General features: G+C 62.1%; 15 protein-coding genes and 1 pseudogene. 10 read left to right on the top strand and 6 right to left on the bottom strand.

Translation table 11 applies throughout. The features are described 5' to 3' along the window. Window positions 1–70: 70 nt before the first annotated feature. The 4 genes from NDI72_RS13270 to NDI72_RS13255 all read right to left on the bottom strand — a co-directional run bounded on the left by NDI72_RS13270 (window position 71) and on the right by NDI72_RS13255 (window position 3345). Window positions 71–736: a phosphoribosylanthranilate isomerase gene (locus tag NDI72_RS13270; RefSeq protein ID WP_283800666.1), complete on the bottom strand. Its 666-nt coding sequence runs from the start codon at window positions 734–736 to the stop codon at window positions 71–73. A gap of 380 nt (window positions 737–1116) precedes the next feature. Then, window positions 1117–1881 carry a M48 family metallopeptidase gene (locus NDI72_RS13265; RefSeq protein ID WP_283800665.1) on the bottom strand — a complete coding sequence of 255 codons (765 nt, stop codon included), beginning with the start codon at window positions 1879–1881 and terminating at the stop codon, window positions 1117–1119. A 95-nt stretch (window positions 1882–1976) separates the two neighbouring features. Beyond that, complete coding sequence (locus NDI72_RS13260) at window positions 1977–2408, bottom strand: DUF2852 domain-containing protein (RefSeq protein WP_113156104.1); 432 nt, start codon at window positions 2406–2408, stop codon at window positions 1977–1979. 163 nt (window positions 2409–2571) lie between these two features. Continuing rightward, window positions 2572–3345: an alpha/beta hydrolase gene (locus NDI72_RS13255; protein ID WP_113153690.1), complete on the bottom strand. Its 774-nt coding sequence runs from the start codon at window positions 3343–3345 to the stop codon at window positions 2572–2574. Window positions 3346–3527: 182 nt separating this feature from the next. Here NDI72_RS13255 and infC point away from each other — a divergent pair, with 182 nt between their 5' ends. The 8 genes from infC to pheT all read left to right on the top strand — a co-directional run bounded on the left by infC (window position 3528) and on the right by pheT (window position 10610). After that, window positions 3528–4070 carry a translation initiation factor IF-3 gene (gene infC, locus NDI72_RS13250; RefSeq protein WP_113153689.1) on the top strand — a complete coding sequence of 181 codons (543 nt, stop codon included), beginning with the start codon at window positions 3528–3530 and terminating at the stop codon, window positions 4068–4070. 131 nt (window positions 4071–4201) lie between these two features. Then, entirely contained in the window at window positions 4202–4837 is a 636-nt protein-coding gene (locus NDI72_RS13245; protein ID WP_283800664.1) for a methyltransferase family protein, read from the top strand. 245 nt (window positions 4838–5082) lie between these two features. Then, entirely contained in the window at window positions 5083–5283 is a 201-nt protein-coding gene (rpmI, locus tag NDI72_RS13240) for a 50S ribosomal protein L35 (RefSeq protein ID WP_007009054.1), read from the top strand. 37 nt (window positions 5284–5320) lie between these two features. After that, the gene (gene rplT, locus NDI72_RS13235; protein ID WP_007009055.1) at window positions 5321–5722 is read left to right on the top strand and encodes a 50S ribosomal protein L20; all 402 of its coding nucleotides are present in this window, start codon (window positions 5321–5323) and stop codon (window positions 5720–5722) included. Window positions 5723–5808: 86 nt separating this feature from the next. Continuing rightward, complete coding sequence (locus NDI72_RS13230; RefSeq protein ID WP_206553333.1) at window positions 5809–6696, top strand: BUD32 family EKC/KEOPS complex subunit; 888 nt, start codon at window positions 5809–5811, stop codon at window positions 6694–6696. Further along, window positions 6693–7778, top strand: a complete 1086-nt coding sequence (pheS, locus tag NDI72_RS13225) for a phenylalanine--tRNA ligase subunit alpha (RefSeq protein WP_113153686.1) — start codon at window positions 6693–6695, stop codon at window positions 7776–7778. The genes NDI72_RS13230 and pheS overlap by 4 nt, the downstream gene beginning before the upstream one ends. After that, on the top strand, window positions 7778–8200 hold the full coding sequence (locus NDI72_RS13220) for an ASCH domain-containing protein (protein WP_206553332.1): 423 nt from the start codon (window positions 7778–7780) through the stop codon (window positions 8198–8200). The genes pheS and NDI72_RS13220 overlap by 1 nt, the downstream gene beginning before the upstream one ends. Window positions 8201–8204: 4 nt before the next feature. After that, a complete protein-coding gene (pheT, locus tag NDI72_RS13215) occupies window positions 8205–10610 on the top strand; it encodes a phenylalanine--tRNA ligase subunit beta (RefSeq protein WP_283800663.1) in 2406 nt (801 codons plus the stop codon). A gap of 8 nt (window positions 10611–10618) precedes the next feature. Here the strand turns inward: pheT and rhuM are convergent, their stop codons facing one another. Next, complete coding sequence (rhuM, locus tag NDI72_RS13210; protein ID WP_283800662.1) at window positions 10619–11653, bottom strand: RhuM family protein; 1035 nt, start codon at window positions 11651–11653, stop codon at window positions 10619–10621. 104 nt (window positions 11654–11757) lie between these two features. Between rhuM and NDI72_RS13205 the strand changes: the two genes are divergently transcribed. Continuing rightward, window positions 11758–12744 carry a Gfo/Idh/MocA family protein gene (locus NDI72_RS13205; protein WP_283800661.1) on the top strand — a complete coding sequence of 329 codons (987 nt, stop codon included), beginning with the start codon at window positions 11758–11760 and terminating at the stop codon, window positions 12742–12744. 33 nt (window positions 12745–12777) lie between these two features. Here the strand turns inward: NDI72_RS13205 and NDI72_RS13200 are convergent. Then, window positions 12778–13212 (bottom strand): annotated as a pseudogene (locus NDI72_RS13200) (cell wall hydrolase); the annotation flags it as partial. 554 nt (window positions 13213–13766) lie between these two features. On the opposite strand from NDI72_RS13200, the gene dnaK reads away from it, so the two are divergent. After that, the gene (gene dnaK, locus NDI72_RS13195) at window positions 13767–15680 is read left to right on the top strand and encodes a molecular chaperone DnaK (RefSeq protein WP_283800659.1); all 1914 of its coding nucleotides are present in this window, start codon (window positions 13767–13769) and stop codon (window positions 15678–15680) included. The last annotated feature ends 118 nt before the right edge of the window (window positions 15681–15798 follow it).

Below are 15798 nucleotides of genomic sequence, written 5' to 3'. Positions count from 1 at the left end.
GAACATGCCGTCATCATCCGGGCCAATCCGGAAGGAATTGGGTTCTGCCGGTTTGTTCAAGGTGTTCTCCTCATGCCAGACCCGCATCGCCTTCACGCGCCGCCCGGACGGCGCGGAAGAAATTGCGTATCAGATCCGGATCTTTCTCACCGGGCGCACGTTCCACGCCTGACGAAATGTCAATTGCGCGGGGCGACGCGGCATTCAGCGCCGCGCCGATATTGGCCGCGTTCAGCCCACCGGAAAGCATGTAATCCACGCCATCGTCAAGGGCCGCAAGCAGCTCCCAGTCGAAGGATACACCATTGCCGCCGGGAAGGTCAGATCCCTTCGGCGGCTTGGCGTCGAACAGGAAACGGTCGGCGATGCCGCGATAGGGCGCGATCTTCTCGAGATCGGCTGCCTCGCGGATCGCAAAAGCCTTCATCACCGGCAGCCCGTACCGTGCCTTCACCTCGGCCACGCGCTCCGGGCTCTCGGCCCCGTGGAGCTGCAGGATATCGGGCTTTGCCGCCGCGACAATGGCGTCGAGCGCCGCGTCATCGGCGTTGACCGTGACGGCCACCACATCCGCGCGACCGCGCGCAGCCTCACGCAGGCGTCCGGCCTGATCCGGCTCCACATGGCGCGGGCTCTTTTCAAAGAAGATGAAGCCGATATGGCTCGCTCCGCCGTCCAGCGCGGCAGCCAGCGCTTCCTCGGTCTTCAGACCGCAGATCTTTACGTCGAGTGTCATGTCAGGGAAGTCGCACGAAAAGGCGGCGGAGTCGAGGCACAACGCGATTGAGCCAGCGGGCTGGAGGCGAGGATATGCGGGGCGTCAGGCGGCCAACCGAGGGGAGGTGGCGGCGCCGAGCGCCCTCGCCCTCGCCCTTCGACAGGCTCAGGATGAGGGCTGTTGAGATGCCGGCATTGCGTGGGCGCTGTGCGAGGGCATCGCGTGTTCGCCTGTCAACTACCCGTCCCACGAGGATGTCACAGGCTGTGAACACACAGTAGCCCTCATCCTGAGCTTCTTGAGCTTGCCGAAAGGCGAAGGGCGAGGGTGCCAGGCACCGCCATCTCAACAGCACAGCGAACCTCCTGCTCCAGAAGGCACTCAGCCCAACACAACCGTCACTCGAAGCCGATGGCCTGCAATGCGGTTCCGTTGCGCTTGAGCCAGTCCTTGCAGCGATCCGTTTCCGGCGACAGCTCCTTGCAGAGCTTCCAGAAGCGGGGACCGTGGTTCATTTCGCGCAGATGCGCGACCTCGTGCGCGACCAGATAGTCGATCACCAGCGGCGGGGCCATCATGATGCGCCAGGAGAAGGAGAGAACGCCGTCGGAGGTGCAGGAACCCCAGCGGCTTTTGGTGTCGCGGAAGCGGATCGCGCGGGCGCGCTTGTCGATGGTGGCCGTATGCCGGGCGACCAGTGCCTCGATATCGCGCTTGGCCTCGCGCTTCAGGAAATCGGCGACACGGCGGGGCAGGTGCTCCGGGTCGCCATAGACGACCAGCACCGGCGCGCCATCACGCGTGGCGACATGTGCGGCCCCGCGACGGCCGGTCTCATGCACGATCATATGCGGCTCACCACGCACCGGGATCTTGATGCCCGCGCGCACCACAGGGCGCTCGGGCAGCTTTTTCAGCTTTTCCTCGAGCCAGCCCGTGTGGCGGTCCAGAAACGCCTCCACTTCACGCGACCGGGAGAGCCCCGGCGGCACGGTGATGCGAAGACCTCTCCCGCCCGGCTCAATGCGCAGGGTCAGGCGCTTGGCGCGCGCATTCTCAACGATGCGCAAAGGCAGCTCGCGCCCGGCCACCCGGTGCGTCCGTTCGGTCGGCGGTGCGGCGACCTTAAGCCCGATCATTTTGTTGAGAAATCCAAGCGCCATGGTGAAAGTTTAAGCGATTCGTGAGCGAAAATGCGCAAAGAAAACGGCACCTCAAAGAGATGCCGTTCCAGTCATATGCCTGCCGTTTTGGAAAATCAGTCCTCGTCGGTCACGTCCGGCACGGACTTGCCACGGCCTGATTTGCGGCCCTTGTTGCGCTCGTTCATAAAACGATCGAACTCGTCCTGATCCTTGGCGCGGCGCAGTTCGCGCATGTATTCGTCGAACTCGTCACGCGCCTCGTCGAGCTTGCGGCGCTCTTCGGCGAGCCGGTCGAGCTCCTTGTTGCGCCAGTCGTCAAAGGCAACGTTGCCGGTAAACGACTGGCTCCGCGAGGCGCGGCGGCAGCCGGCGAAGACTTCATCAGTCTTGCGGTTGACGTCCTTCTTGAACTCCCCGAGGCGATCACCCCACAGAATGTAAGCGAGCATGGCGAGGCCGAGCGGCCAGAAAACCATGAAACCCACCACCATCAGAGCAATCGTCGCTGGCGTCCAGGCAGGACGGATAAGTGCAGAATTTGTCATGATCACCCGTTCCTTTCCTTGAGCATGCAACCCCCGGGAAGTTGCATGAATTCGAGATGGGGGCTGTTTTTCAGGTTTCAAGGAATTGATAAACGAGAAACAGACAAACTTCTGTTTTTACTGCACTTATTTCCGTATCCGCCGGCCAGCTCCGGCAATCGGCCTAAACCGGACGCTCGATCAAACCTTCCAGCGACCGCAAGATCAACGCGATATCCTGGGGTCTGGAAAGCCGGTGATCGCCATCGCCGATCAGCGAGATGGTGACATCGTCTGCCGGCAGATGCTCGGCCAGCCGCATGGCATGGGCGAAAGGCACATCGGGATCTGCCTTGCCCTGCAGGATATGCACCGGGCAATGGGTGTCGATGACGCCGTCGAGCACCAGGTTCTTCCTGCCGTCCTCGAAAAGCGCGCGGGTGTAAACATAGGGCTCGTCGGAATATTCGGACGGCTCTTCCATATAGCCCTTCTCTTCCAGATCCCGCCGGTTGGCGTCCGAAAGCTTCGGTTCGACCAGCACGCTGGTGAAATCGGGCGCGGGCGCAAGAAGAAGAAGACCGGCCAGCCGGTCGCCCTCGCCCGCCCTGTTGAGTTCCTGCGCCATGCGCAGCGCGATCCATGCGCCCATGGACGAGCCGACGAGGATCTGCGGGCCTTCGGTCATGGCGCGAAACACACCGAGGCTCTGCTCGAGCCAAAGGGATATGGTGCCATCGCGGAAGGCGCCGCCGGACTCGCCATGGCCCGAGTAATCATGCCGCAGGAAGGCGTGTCCCGCCTCGCCGGCCCACGCATCAAGCGCCTCGGCCTTGGTGCCCAGCATGTCGGACTTGTAGCCGCCCAGCCAGACAACGCCCGGCGCTCTGCCGGTCCGGTGGCGATAGGCGATGTCCGTATCGCCGATCTTCAGGAAGCTGGGGGTGGCGTCCGTCATGGTTTGGCTCCTTATTTACCCGGATAAATTCTTTCAACCGCACCGTTTCCGGCATAATCAAAAGGTGCGACGTGATTCTTTTGACCTTATATGCTATTGACACTTCGCCTGCCGAGACGACATACGCCTCGGCTAAACAGTGCCGAAACCCAGTGATTTAACAATTCGAGGAGATCACGACCATTCGCAGACCATTCAAAGCGCCGCCTCAGAAAGTAGAAGGCCCGCGCGCAAACCGCGACATCCGGGTTCCCCAGATTCAGCTCATCGACGACGAAGGCAACAACCGCGGCGTGCTCGCCACGGAAGATGCCCTGCGTCTTGCAGAAGAGGCCGGACTTGACCTGGTTGAGGTGGCAGCGAACGCCAAGCCGCCCGTGTGCAAGATCACCGATCTCGGCAGGATGAAATATCAGACTCAGAAGAAGGCTGCCGAGGCGCGCAAGAAGCAGAAGACCATCGAGATCAAAGAGATCAAGATGCGTCCGAACATCGACTCTCATGATTATGAGGTGAAGATGAAGGCTGTGCGCCGTTTCTTCGAGGCTGGCGACAAGGTCAAGCTGACGCTCCGTTTCCGTGGCCGCGAAATGGCCCATATGGAACTCGGCATGAAGCTCCTCAACCGCGTCAAGGAAGAGGTCGAGCCGATTGCCAAGGTGGAAGCCGAGCCCAAGCTCGAAGGCCGCCAGATGATGATGGTTCTGGCGCCCCGCACCACGTAACAGGCCTGCGCCCGCAAGGGCCGGGGCCGTTCGACGCGATAAAGCCGGAACTTTGTCCGGCTCTTCCCCCACAAAATGCCGCATTCCCTCCCTAGCAAAATCATAAACATGGTTTGCTAGGGGGTTTTCGCGTGTCCATTCATCAGATTGCGCTTGGACAGTTCCAGCGCCTGCGCATCGCCAGTTTCTGGCTGATTGCCTCTCTGCTGTGCGGCTTCGTTCTCTTTTTCCATTCCGGCTGGGCGCATTATCAGCCGCTCGGCATCGATGTTGAGGAGATCATCGAGATCGCCGGCCTCGGCCTGATCGGCATCGCCATCGTGGGCAGGCTCTGGTGCACGCTCTATATCGGCGGGCGCAAGGCGGCGGAGCTGGTGCAGGACGGCCCCTACTCGATCACACGCAATCCGCTCTATGTCTTCTCCACCATCGGCGCGATGGGTGTGGGCGCGCAGACCGGCAGCATCATCGCGGCGCTGATCTGCGGCGCTCTGGCCGCTTTCATTCTCAGCATCACCGCGCGTCGCGAAGAACACCACCTGCGCGACGCCTTCGGCGACGCCTATGACGCCTACGCGGCGCGCGTGCCTTCATTCCTCCCGAACCCGAAGCTCTTTCACGATCCCAAGACGCTGACCATCCTGCCGGAGCGGCTTTACGGAACGCTGCGGGACGGCCTGATCTTCTTTCTGGCCATGCCGGCCTTCGAACTGGTCGAATATGTCCAGGATCTCGGGCTGCTGCCCACTCTGTTCCGTCTCTACTGATCCGGCCCCGCAACCCCGCCCCGCAACGCGGCCAAATCAGGAGTTGCGCAATCTTTCGCCCCCCGCTATAAGGCCGCGTTCCTGGACCGGCCGGCAGGGCATGCCGTGGCGGTCCTTAATGCTGAAAAGCACACGCAGGGAACCGAGCAGACGAAATGCGGCTCAGGCCGCCGCCGGATTTCCGGCGCTCCTCGCGGAGCCGTTTGCACCGACACACCGGCGTGAGCCAAGAACGGAGAAGCAAAATGCCCAAGATGAAGACGAAGTCTTCTGTCAAGAAGCGGTTCAAGGTAACCGCCACCGGCAAGGTGAAAGTCGCAGCTGCTGGCAAGCGCCACGGCATGATCAAGCGTTCCAACAAGTTCATCCGCGATGCCCGCGGCACGATGGTTCTTTCCGATCCCGATACGAAGATCGTGAAGAAGTTCATGCCCTACGGCCTGTAATCGCAGGAACCCGGAACACATTTAAGGAGATCATGTCATGGCACGCGTAAAGAGGGGCGTTACCGCCCACGCCAAGCACAAGAAGGTCATGAAAGCCGCCAAGGGTTTCTACGGCCGTCGCAAGAACACCATTCGCATCGCCAAGCAGGCGGTCGAAAAGTCGATGCAGTACGCCTACCGCGATCGCAAGGCTCGCAAGCGCAATTTCCGCGCTCTGTGGATCCAGCGCATCAACGCCGGCGCACGCGAACACGGCCTGACCTATGGCCGCTTCATCGACGGCCTCAACAAGGCCGGCATCGAGATCGATCGCAAGGTGCTGGCCGACATGGCCGTGCATGAGCCGCAGGCATTCGCCGCTCTGGTGAAGAAGTCCAAGGAAGCGCTCGTGTACCTCAAGGACACCACCCCGAATGCTTTTGAAAGCGCTGTCGCCTAAGGCCAGCGCTTCCCGAAGCAATCAGGTTTAGTTCGGGAAACCCGCGCTGGCAGGGCTGGCGCGGGTTTTTCTTTGTGATGAAGACCATGAACGACGAGACGAGACACGAGCAGGACGTTCTTTCGCCGGAAGCGACGGCGACACTGCTGCGCATGCTCATCACCGGTGAGCGCGAGCGCGTCTCCTCGGCCGTGCTCGACGGACAGACCGTCTGGATCAAGCGTTACGATGTGGAGCGGGTGCCGGTGGCCAAATGGCTGCACACGGCGCTGACGCCGCTGATGCCCTCCGCCTTCCTGCGCGCGTCACCTAAAACGAACAGGGCGAGCGCCATCGACCGTGAAGCGCGCAAGCTCGAAGCCTTCCGCGCCGCAGGGCTGCCAACGGCGAAACTGCTCTTCCGCAACGACAGGGTGCTCGTTCTGTCGAATGTGGCTCCCATCGCCCAGAACGAGCTGGCCATGCTGGCGCACCACGGCGAAGACGCGGCCCATGACAGGCTCCTCGTTGACGCAGCGCGGGCTCTGCACGACGCGCACAGGCGCGGGTTGTGTCACGGCCGTCCTCACCCGCGCGACATGTTCATCACCAGCGATGAACGCTGGGGCTTCGTCGACTTCGAGGAAGAACCCGAAGCCTCCATGCCGCTTGCCACGGCGCAGGCGCGTGACGTCTGGCTTCTGTTTCTGCAGATCTGCATGCAGGCGAAGCAGCCCGAAACGCCGCAGGCGGCGTTCGACGCCTATTTCGCCGCCCCGCCTTCCGGAGTGCGCGACGCACTGCGGCGGATCGTCCGATTTCTCTCGCCGCTCATCCCCTTTCTCGGCGCAATCGAGCACAGGGGGCTTGGCAGCGACGGCAAGCGCGTGTTGAAAGCGACACGGTTTCTCAAAACGGCTCTCGGCAACGCGGCGGCCAGCCCCGCCGAAATGAGCCAGCACGACATCAAACCCAAAAAGGGCTACGAGGCATGAGCGAACTCGAAGAACTGGAAAAGACCATCGCCGGGCAGATCGCCACGGCCGCCGACGAGCAGGAGATCGAGGCGGTGCGCGTTGCGACGCTCGGCAAAAAGGGCTCGGTCTCGCAAATGCTGAAGACGCTCGGCTCCATGTCGCCGGAAGAGCGGCAGGTGATGGGCCCGGCGATCAACGGTCTCAAGGCGCGCGTCACCGAAGCGCTGACCACAAGGCGCACCGAGCTGCGCGAAGCCGCCATCGATGCCCGGCTGGAGCGTGAGAAGGTCGATGTGACCCTGCCCGTGCGCCGCCCGCCGGCCGAGCGCGGCCGCATCCACCCGATCAGCCAGGTGATCGACGAGATCACGGCCATCTTCGCCGATATGGGCTTCGCCATCGCCGAAGGTCCGGACATCGAGACCGACTATTACAACTTCACGGCGCTTAACTTCCCCGAAGGCCATCCGGCCCGCGAGATGCACGACACCTTCTTCTTCCCGCCGGATGAGAAGGGTGAGCGCAAGCTCCTGCGCACGCACACCTCGCCGGTTCAGATCCACACGATGGAAGCCCAGGAACCGCCGATCCGCATCGTCATTCCGGGCAAGACCTACCGTCAGGATTCGGATGCGACGCACTCGCCCATGTTCCACCAGCTCGAAGGGCTGGTGATCGACAAGACGGCCAATGTCGCCAACATGAAGTGGGTTCTGCAGGAATTCTGCAAATCCTTCTTCGAGGTGCCGCAGCTGAACATGCGCTTCCGCCCGTCCTTCTTCCCCTTCACCGAGCCAAGCCTGGAAGTGGACATCCAGTGCGACCGCTCGCAGCCGGGCGAAGTGCGCTTCGGCGAGGGCAATGACTGGATGGAGATCCTCGGCTGCGGCATGGTGCACCCCAATGTGCTGCGCGCCTGCGGTCTCGATCCGGACGAGTATCAGGGCTTTGCCTGGGGCATGGGCATCGACCGTATCGCCACGCTGAAATACGGCATGCCTGACCTGCGCGATTATTTCGACGCGGATGTGCGCTGGCTGGAGCATTACGGCTTCCGCCCGCTCGACCTGCCGACGCTTTTCGGCGGATTGAGCGCCTGATGAGTTTGTCTCAAGGCCATGGCGAGACGATCCGTTTCGCGTTCGGCGACAGCCCGGCGCTGGCAGATGAACTGCTGGAGCTGGTGCTTGCCGGACGCAAGACGGCGACCTGCGGGGCCTTGAGCGACTTCGAGGCCGGCGGCGAGCCAATGCCGCAGGTTGGGCGGCAGGATATCGTCCTTGACGGCAAGGGACGCCCTGCTGCCGTAATCGAGACGGTAGAGATCACCATTCGCGCCTTTAGCGAAGTGGACGAAGATTTTGCACGCGCCGAAGGCGAGGGAGACCTCTCGCTGACATGCTGGCGTGAGGGACATGAGGCCTATTTCCAGCGAAATGGCGGCTTCAGCCCCGATATGAAACTGGTTTGCGAGCGGTTCCGGCTGGTGAAAATCCTGGAACGGCAAGACCCGAAGGAATGATGCCATGAAATTCACGCTCTCCTGGCTCAAGGAGCACCTTGAGACCGACGCCACGCTCGACGAGATCGTCGAGAAGCTCACCATGATCGGCCTTGAGGTCGAAGAGGTGGACGACAAGGCGTCGCTGAAGCCGTTCGTGATCGCGAAGATTCTGACGGCCGAGCAGCATCCCGATGCCGACCGGCTGCGGGTTCTTTCCGTCGACACGGGCGACGGCAAGCCGGTTCAGGTGGTCTGCGGCGCGCCCAATGCGCGTGCGGGCCTTATCGGCGCGTTCGCGGCGCCCGGCGCTTATGTGCCCGGCATCGACGTGACGCTCTCCGTCGGCAAGATCCGCGGCGTGGAAAGCCACGGCATGATGTGCTCGGAACGCGAGCTGCAGATGTCGGACGAGCACAACGGCATCATCGACCTGCCCGAAGACGCCCCCGTCGGCACTTCATTCGCAAGCTGGGCGAACCTTGACGACCCGGTGATCGAGATCGGCCTGACGCCGAACCGTCCCGACTGCACCGGCGTGCATGGCATTGCCCGCGATCTGGCGGCTGCCGGCCTTGGCACGCTCAGGGATGCGCCCATTGCGCCGGTTGCCGGCAAGGGCGCGTGCCCTGTCGAGCTGACCATCGAAGCACCGGAGCTTTGCCCCGGCTTCGCGCTGCGTCTCGTGCGCGGTGTGAAGAACGGCCCCTCGCCCAAATGGATGCAGCAGCGTCTGACGGCGATTGGCCTGCGCCCGATCAACGCGCTGGTCGACATCACCAACTATGTGACCTTCGATCTTGGCCGCCCGCTCCACGTCTTCGACGCCGCCAAGGTGAAGGGCGACCTCACCGTGCGCCGGGCCAAAGAAGGCGAGACGGTTCTGGCGCTTGACGAGCGCACGTACAAACTCACCCCGGAGATGTGCGTCATCGCCGATGGCAATGGCGTCGAGTCGATTGCCGGCATCATGGGCGGCGAGCACTCGGGCTGCGATGAGAACACCACGGACGTGCTGATCGAATCCGCCCTCTGGGACGCGATGAACATCGCCCGCACCGGCCGCGATCTCGGCATCATCACCGATGCGCGCTACCGCTTCGAGCGCGGCGTGGACCCGGAGATGATGGAGCCCGGTCTTGAAGTCGCCACCCGGCTCGTTCTGGACCTGTGCGGCGGCGAGCCGAGCGAAAGCCGCGTGGTCGGCTATCAGGGCTACGAGCCGCGCAGCATCACCTTCCCGGTGAGCGAGGTGAAGCGCCTGACCGGTCTCAATGTGTCGAGTGCCGAGAGCAAGGACATTCTCCAGCGTCTCGGCTTCGCCTCCACGGGCGAGAGCGACGTGCTTGAGGTTTCCGTGCCGTCCTGGCGGCCGGACATCGACGGCAAGGCCGATCTGGTGGAAGAGGTGATGCGCATTCACGGCGTGAACGAGATCGCGCCCGAGCCCCTCTCCTCCCACGGCGCGGTCAACAGCCAGATCCTCACCGTCCTGCAGAACCGCACCCGCAATGCGCGGCGCGCTCTTGCCGTGCGCGGCATGATGGAAGCCGTGACCTGGACCTTCATCGATGAAGCGCAGGCGAAGCTCTTCGGTGGTGGCGATGCATCGCTCAAGCTCTCCAACCCGATTGCCGCAGCCATGTCGGACATGCGCCCCTCGCTGCTGCCGGGCCTGATCGCAGCCGCCCAGCGCAATGCAGCGCGCGGCTTTGCCGATGTGGCTCTGTTCGAGGTGTCGAGCACCTATGAGAATGACAGCTATGCCGGCCAGCGCCGGGTTGCCGGCGGCATCCGCCGCGGCACGGCAAAGATGGACGGCTCCGGGCGTCACTGGTCGGGCAACAGCGAAGCGGTCGGCGTGTTCGACGCCAAGGCCGATGCGCTGGCCGCTCTCGAGGCAGCGGGCGCGCCTGTCGACAAGTTGCAGATCGTGGCCGGTGGTCCGGACTGGTATCACCCGGGCCGCTCAGGCACGATCCGCCTTGGACCCAAGATCGTGCTCGCCACGTTCGGTGAGATTCACCCGCGCACGCTGGAGGCGCTGGACGCCGAAGGACCGATCTGCGGTTTCGAGGTGTTCATCGACACGATCCCCGAGCCCAAGGCGAAGGCAACGCGCACCAAGCCGCGCCTGGAGCTTTCACCCTTCCAGCTCGTGCGCCGCGATTTCGCCTTCGTGGTCGACAGGTCGGTCGAGGCGGCAACCATCGAGCGGGCAGCTGCAGCAGCCGACAAGAAGCTCGTGACCGCCGTGCGCGTGTTCGACATCTTCGAGGGCGCATCGCTCGGCGAAGACAAGAAGTCGGTCGCCATCGAAGTCTCGATCCAGCCGCGCGAAAAGACGCTGACGGACGAGGAACTCGAAGCCATCGCCGGCCGCATCGTGGCCAATGTCGGCAAGCAGACCGGCGGCACGCTGCGCGGTTAGATCACATATCAGCGGCGCCCTTTGGGGAGCCGCTTGGCTTCGCGGACGAGTGCAGAAATGTGCTCGTCCGCTTTCTTATGGCGTTCAATTTTGAGCTGTTCGGAATACCGTGTGTATTCGCTGCGCGCATGTTCTTTTGCAGCCTCCGCGCTAACGCTGCCACCTGAACGCAGAACGGTTCGTCCAAGTCCGACCAGCTGCGCCTCCAGAAGACGGGTCGCATCGTCCATCACCACCAGACGGCCAAGATCCGCCTGATCTTCGAATATGTCGAGAAGGATCGTGGTCAGGCGATTGAGTTCGCGGAGCTCCGCTTCGGCCAGATAGTTCTTGGAAACAGTCACATCCCGTTTTCGGATTGCGTCGCCGGGCCAGCTTTGCAAGCCCATATTCTCGAACTGGTGGTTGGCGCGCGCCTGCACCAGTTCTGATGGCGTCTGCGAAACGACGGCATAAATCAGCTTTGCCTGCGTCTGCTGAAAGAAGCTCTGCGCGCTTGCTGAACGCCCGTCATAGTCCTGGCACAGGGCGCAGATGCGCTGCAGTTCCCGATAAACATTCGCCTCATCAGAACGAATGTCCCGGATGATCTCCCGCAGTTCCGCGATGCGATCCCGGTTGCTTTCCTGCTTCAGGCGCACGGCATCCACAACGAAGCCCTTGCGCGCGAACTGAACCAGAATCCCGGTGGCCCAGCGGCGGAACAGGGTGGCCTGCGCGGACGAGACCCGGTAGCCAACAGAGATGATCATATCGAGATTGTAAAGTAGCGGCGGGCGCCCGGAGGTTGTGTGCATTTTTTGCACAGAACTCTCTTCGTCCAGTTCCCCCTCATCCAGAACATTTGAAATGTGCTTGGTGATGACGCTTCGCTCACGTCCGAAAAGCCGGGCGATCTGCTCCTGCGTCATCCAGAGCGTTTCAGCTTCATAACGGATATCGAGCCGCAGCCCCTTTTCACCGTCGTAGATCAGAAAGCGATCTCCGGTTTCTCCATCTTCCACCAGGTGAACCGGCTCATCTGCAGGCATGGGTGTCTCCAAGACTGTTTGCGGAACATTAGCAGAACAAAAAGAGTCGGAAAACCTTATCGGTTTTCTTTCCCCGAACTATGTGATTGCCTGCGCCAAATTCAGGAGGAGAATCCATGTTCCGTTGGGGCGTTCTTTCGACGGCCAAGATCGGTCGCGAGCAGGTTATTCCGCAGATCCAGGATGCCGAAAACGGCGTGGTGACGGCGATTGCCAGCCGCGATGAGGCCAAAGCGAAGGCGCTGGCTGCGCGCTTCGGCGTTCCGCACACCTTCTCGTCCTACGACGCGCTTCTCGCCTCGCCGGATGTGGACGGCGTCTACATCCCGCTGCCGACCTCCGATCATGTGGACTGGGCCATCAGGGCGGCCGACGCCGGCAAGCACGTGCTGGTCGAAAAGCCGCTGGCGCTCGATGCAAAGGACATTGCCCGCGTCATCGAGGCGCGCGACCGGAACAATGTCATCGTCTCGGAAGCTTTCATGGTCACCTACCACCCGCAATGGCACAAGGTGCGTGACCTGATCGCCGAAGGCGCCATCGGCCGGCTGCGGCATGTGCAGGGCGTGTTCTGCTATCACAATGTCGACCCCGACAACATGCGCAACAAGCCGGAGCTTGGCGGTGGCGGCCTGCCCGACATTGGCGTCTACCCCACGGTCACCACCCGCTTTGCAACCGGCAGCGAGCCGCAGCGCGTGCAGGCGATGGTGGAGCGCGACCCGAATTTCGGCACCGACATCTACGCCAGCGCCAAGGCCGATTTCGGCAACTTCGAACTGACCTTCTACGTCTCGACGCAGATGGCGCTCAGACAGTCGATGGTGTTCCATGGCGACAAGGGGTTCATCGAGGTCAACGCCCCCTTCAACACCCCGGACTATGGCGATACCCGCGTTACCGTGTTCAGCGCCGATCACAACAGCGCCAGCGTCCACCGTTTTCCCCGCGCCCGGCAGTACCGTCTGCAGGCGGAAGCCATCGCGCGGGCGGCGCGGGGCGAAGAGGCGGCGATCTTCACGCTCGAGGATTCGGCGAAGAACCAGAAACTCATAGACGCCATCTATCGCGCCGCCACCCATGATGGCTGGGAGACAGTCTAGCAGAAGCCGCTGCCGCAGGGTGCGGCGGCACTTTCAGACTCCGTCGGCGGACCGGGGCGACAGGAAGATGTGTCGCCCGATCTGGCCATGCCTGTGCATCTGTTTAGCCCATTTGGGGCTGACATAATTGGCATAGTAATGCGTGGCGTCGACGGCCAGATAGTTGGTTTTGTCGACCAGCGTGTAATTGTTGCATTCGGGTGCGCAGGAGTATCGGGCCTTGGCGATCCTGAATGCGAGCTGCCAGGCTTCGGCATCTTTCGGCACCAGTGAAATGCCTGTGCAGGCGAATGAAAACTGGCAGCGATTGCGCCAGCGCGCATTCTGAAAGACCACGCCACAAATGCTGGGCGGATATGCAGGCGACCTGCTTCTGTTGAAGATCACCATCGCGACGGCCTTCTGCCCGCTCACCGTTTCTCCCCGCGCCTCGTAGTAGATGGCGGTGGCCAGACAGGTGCGCTCCGCAAGGCGATTGATTGCCACAAGGGCGTCCTCCACGGCGGCGGGCTTCTGCGCCGCCCTGACCGCCATGGCGACCGGCAGCCTGATCGGTGCTCTCTTCGCGCCAGCCTTCTTTTCTTCGTTCTCCCAGATACAGCCTGCCTGGAGCAGGAACGACACAACGAGCCCCCAGAACACGAATCTTCGGACCATTATTTTCCCGGATGTCAGTTTGATCGGCGGTTATCGCCTGAGCCAAATCCCCCCTCGGCGACCCGCTCTCACATCAGCGGCAGCCGATCAAATTGACTTTTCCTCAAAGTCCGAAGCGTTCCGTTTCATCATCAACGCCGCGCGGGGCAAGCGTCAGAGCGCCGGTCGCGGCCTCCGAACCCCGCTTTCGAAGCCAAATCGGGGCAAATCCCGCCTTGCGCTTGAAAAATCCCATTCTTATATACGCCACGAAGCCGTTTGGCGCGTTTCGTCCTGAGGCGCTGCTGCGGCAATTTCGTGTGAACAGGGGCTGTCATCTGGAACGCCGGAATGGGTCCTGACAGTCTGCTTTGCGGAGAGAAGATATGGCAAAAGTAATCGGTATCGACCTCGGAACGACCAATTCCTGCGTCGCCGTCATGGATGGCAAGGACGCGAAGGTTATTGAGAACGCGGAAGGTGCACGCACCACCCCGTCCATCGTGGCATTCACGGATTCGGGCGAGCGTCTCGTCGGCCAGCCGGCCAAGCGTCAGGCTGTCACCAACCCGGAAAACACCCTTTTCGCGATCAAGCGCCTGATCGGCCGTCGCTTCTCCGACCCCACGGTCGAGAAGGACAAGAAGCTGGTCCCCTACAAGATCGTCAAAGCTGACAATGGCGATGCATGGGTTGAAGCCCATGGCGAGAGCTATTCGCCTTCGCAGATCTCGGCGATGACCCTTCAGAAGATGAAGGAAACGGCTGAGTCCTATCTCGGCGAGAAGGTCGAGCAGGCCGTCATCACCGTGCCCGCATACTTCAACGACGCCCAGCGTCAGGCCACCAAGGACGCCGGCAAGATCGCTGGTCTTGAAGTCCTGCGCATCATCAACGAGCCCACCGCTGCTGCGCTTGCCTATGGTCTCGACAAGAAAGACGGCAAGACCATCGCCGTTTACGACCTTGGCGGCGGCACGTTCGACGTCTCGATCCTCGAGATCGGTGACGGCGTGTTCGAGGTGAAGTCCACCAATGGCGACACCTTCCTCGGCGGTGAAGACTTCGACATGCGTCTGGTCGAGTACCTGGCGGCTGAGTTCAAGAAAGAGCAGGGCATCGACCTGCAGCAGGACAAGCTTGCCCTGCAGCGCCTGAAGGAAGCTGCCGAGAAGGCCAAGATCGAGCTGTCGTCCGCTTCGCAGACCGAAATCAACCTGCCCTTCATCACGGCCGACCAGTCGGGTCCGAAGCACCTGACCATGAAGCTGACCCGCGCCAAGTTCGAGAGCCTCGTCGAGGACCTCGTGAAGCGCACGGTCGAGCCCTGTAAGGCCGCTCTGAAGGATGCCGGCCTCAACGCTGGCGAGATCGACGAAGTGGTTCTGGTCGGCGGCATGACCCGCATGCCGAAGGTTCAGGAGACCGTGAAGGCCTTCTTCGGCAAGGACCCGCACAAGGGTGTGAACCCGGACGAAGTGGTCGCCATGGGCGCTGCCATTCAGGCCGGTGTTCTGCAGGGTGACGTGAAGGACGTTCTGCTGCTCGACGTGACCCCGCTTTCGCTGGGCATCGAGACGCTCGGTGGCGTGTTCACGCGCCTGATCGACCGCAACACGACGATCCCGACCAAGAAGAGCCAGGTCTTCTCGACCGCCGAGGACAATCAGAATGCCGTGACCATCAACGTGTTCCAGGGTGAGCGCGAAATGGCTGCGGACAACAAGAGCCTTGGCCGCTTCGACCTGACCGGTCTTCCGCCCGCACCGCGCGGCGTGCCGCAGATCGAGGTCACGTTCGACATCGACGCCAACGGCATCGTGAACGTGTCCGCGAAGGACAAGGGCACCGGCAAGGAGCAGGCGATCCGCATTCAGGCTTCCGGCGGTCTCAGCGACGATGAGATCGACAACATGGTGAAGGACGCCGAGTCCAACGCCGAGGCCGACAAGAAGCGCCGCGAGGCGGTCGAAGCCAAGAACCAGGCCGAGGCCCTCATCCACTCCACGGAGAAGTCGCTTGGCGAATATGGCGACAAGGTCTCCGAGGAAGAGAAGAAGGCCATCGAAGACGCGCTTGCCGACCTGAAGACGGCCGTCGAGGGCGACGACGCCGAGGACATCAAGGCGAAGACCAACACCCTCGCCGAAGCTTCCATGAAGCTTGGTCAGGCCATGTACGAGGCCAGCCAGACCGAAGCTGCCGAGGCAGACGCAGCGGCTGACGCCAAGGCTTCCGGCGACGATGTCGTTGACGCCGATTTCGAAGAGATCGACGAAGACGACAAGAAGTCGGCCTGATCGCTCAGGCAGTGAATCTGAAAAGCCCGGGGTTTTCGCCCCGGGCTTTTTTCATGCCTTTTAAAGAATCCCCCCAATAAGATTGCCGGCAAACTAGAGCGTGGGACCGAGAATCGGC

Source organism: Nitratireductor sp. GZWM139 (genome assembly GCF_030068685.1).
Lineage (GTDB): Bacteria > Pseudomonadota > Alphaproteobacteria > Rhizobiales > Rhizobiaceae > Nitratireductor > Nitratireductor aquimarinus.
This window is presented reverse-complemented; position numbering and strand designations above follow the sequence as displayed.

Coding starts and splice junctions, on each gene's coding strand:
- NDI72_RS13255 (WP_113153690.1), bottom strand. CDS start 3,345: ATGACGGACGCCACCCCCAGCTTCCTGAAGATCGGCGATACGGACATC.
- pheS (WP_113153686.1), top strand. CDS start 6,693: ATGAGCGAACTCGAAGAACTGGAAAAGACCATCGCCGGGCAGATCGCC.
- rpmI (WP_007009054.1), top strand. CDS start 5,083: ATGCCCAAGATGAAGACGAAGTCTTCTGTCAAGAAGCGGTTCAAGGTA.
- rplT (WP_007009055.1), top strand. CDS start 5,321: ATGGCACGCGTAAAGAGGGGCGTTACCGCCCACGCCAAGCACAAGAAG.
- NDI72_RS13270 (WP_283800666.1), bottom strand. CDS start 736: ATGACACTCGACGTAAAGATCTGCGGTCTGAAGACCGAGGAAGCGCTG.
- dnaK (WP_283800659.1), top strand. CDS start 13,767: ATGGCAAAAGTAATCGGTATCGACCTCGGAACGACCAATTCCTGCGTC.
- NDI72_RS13205 (WP_283800661.1), top strand. CDS start 11,758: ATGTTCCGTTGGGGCGTTCTTTCGACGGCCAAGATCGGTCGCGAGCAG.
- NDI72_RS13220 (WP_206553332.1), top strand. CDS start 7,778: ATGAGTTTGTCTCAAGGCCATGGCGAGACGATCCGTTTCGCGTTCGGC.
- pheT (WP_283800663.1), top strand. CDS start 8,205: ATGAAATTCACGCTCTCCTGGCTCAAGGAGCACCTTGAGACCGACGCC.
- NDI72_RS13260 (WP_113156104.1), bottom strand. CDS start 2,408: ATGACAAATTCTGCACTTATCCGTCCTGCCTGGACGCCAGCGACGATT.
- NDI72_RS13265 (WP_283800665.1), bottom strand. CDS start 1,881: ATGGCGCTTGGATTTCTCAACAAAATGATCGGGCTTAAGGTCGCCGCA.
- NDI72_RS13230 (WP_206553333.1), top strand. CDS start 5,809: ATGAACGACGAGACGAGACACGAGCAGGACGTTCTTTCGCCGGAAGCG.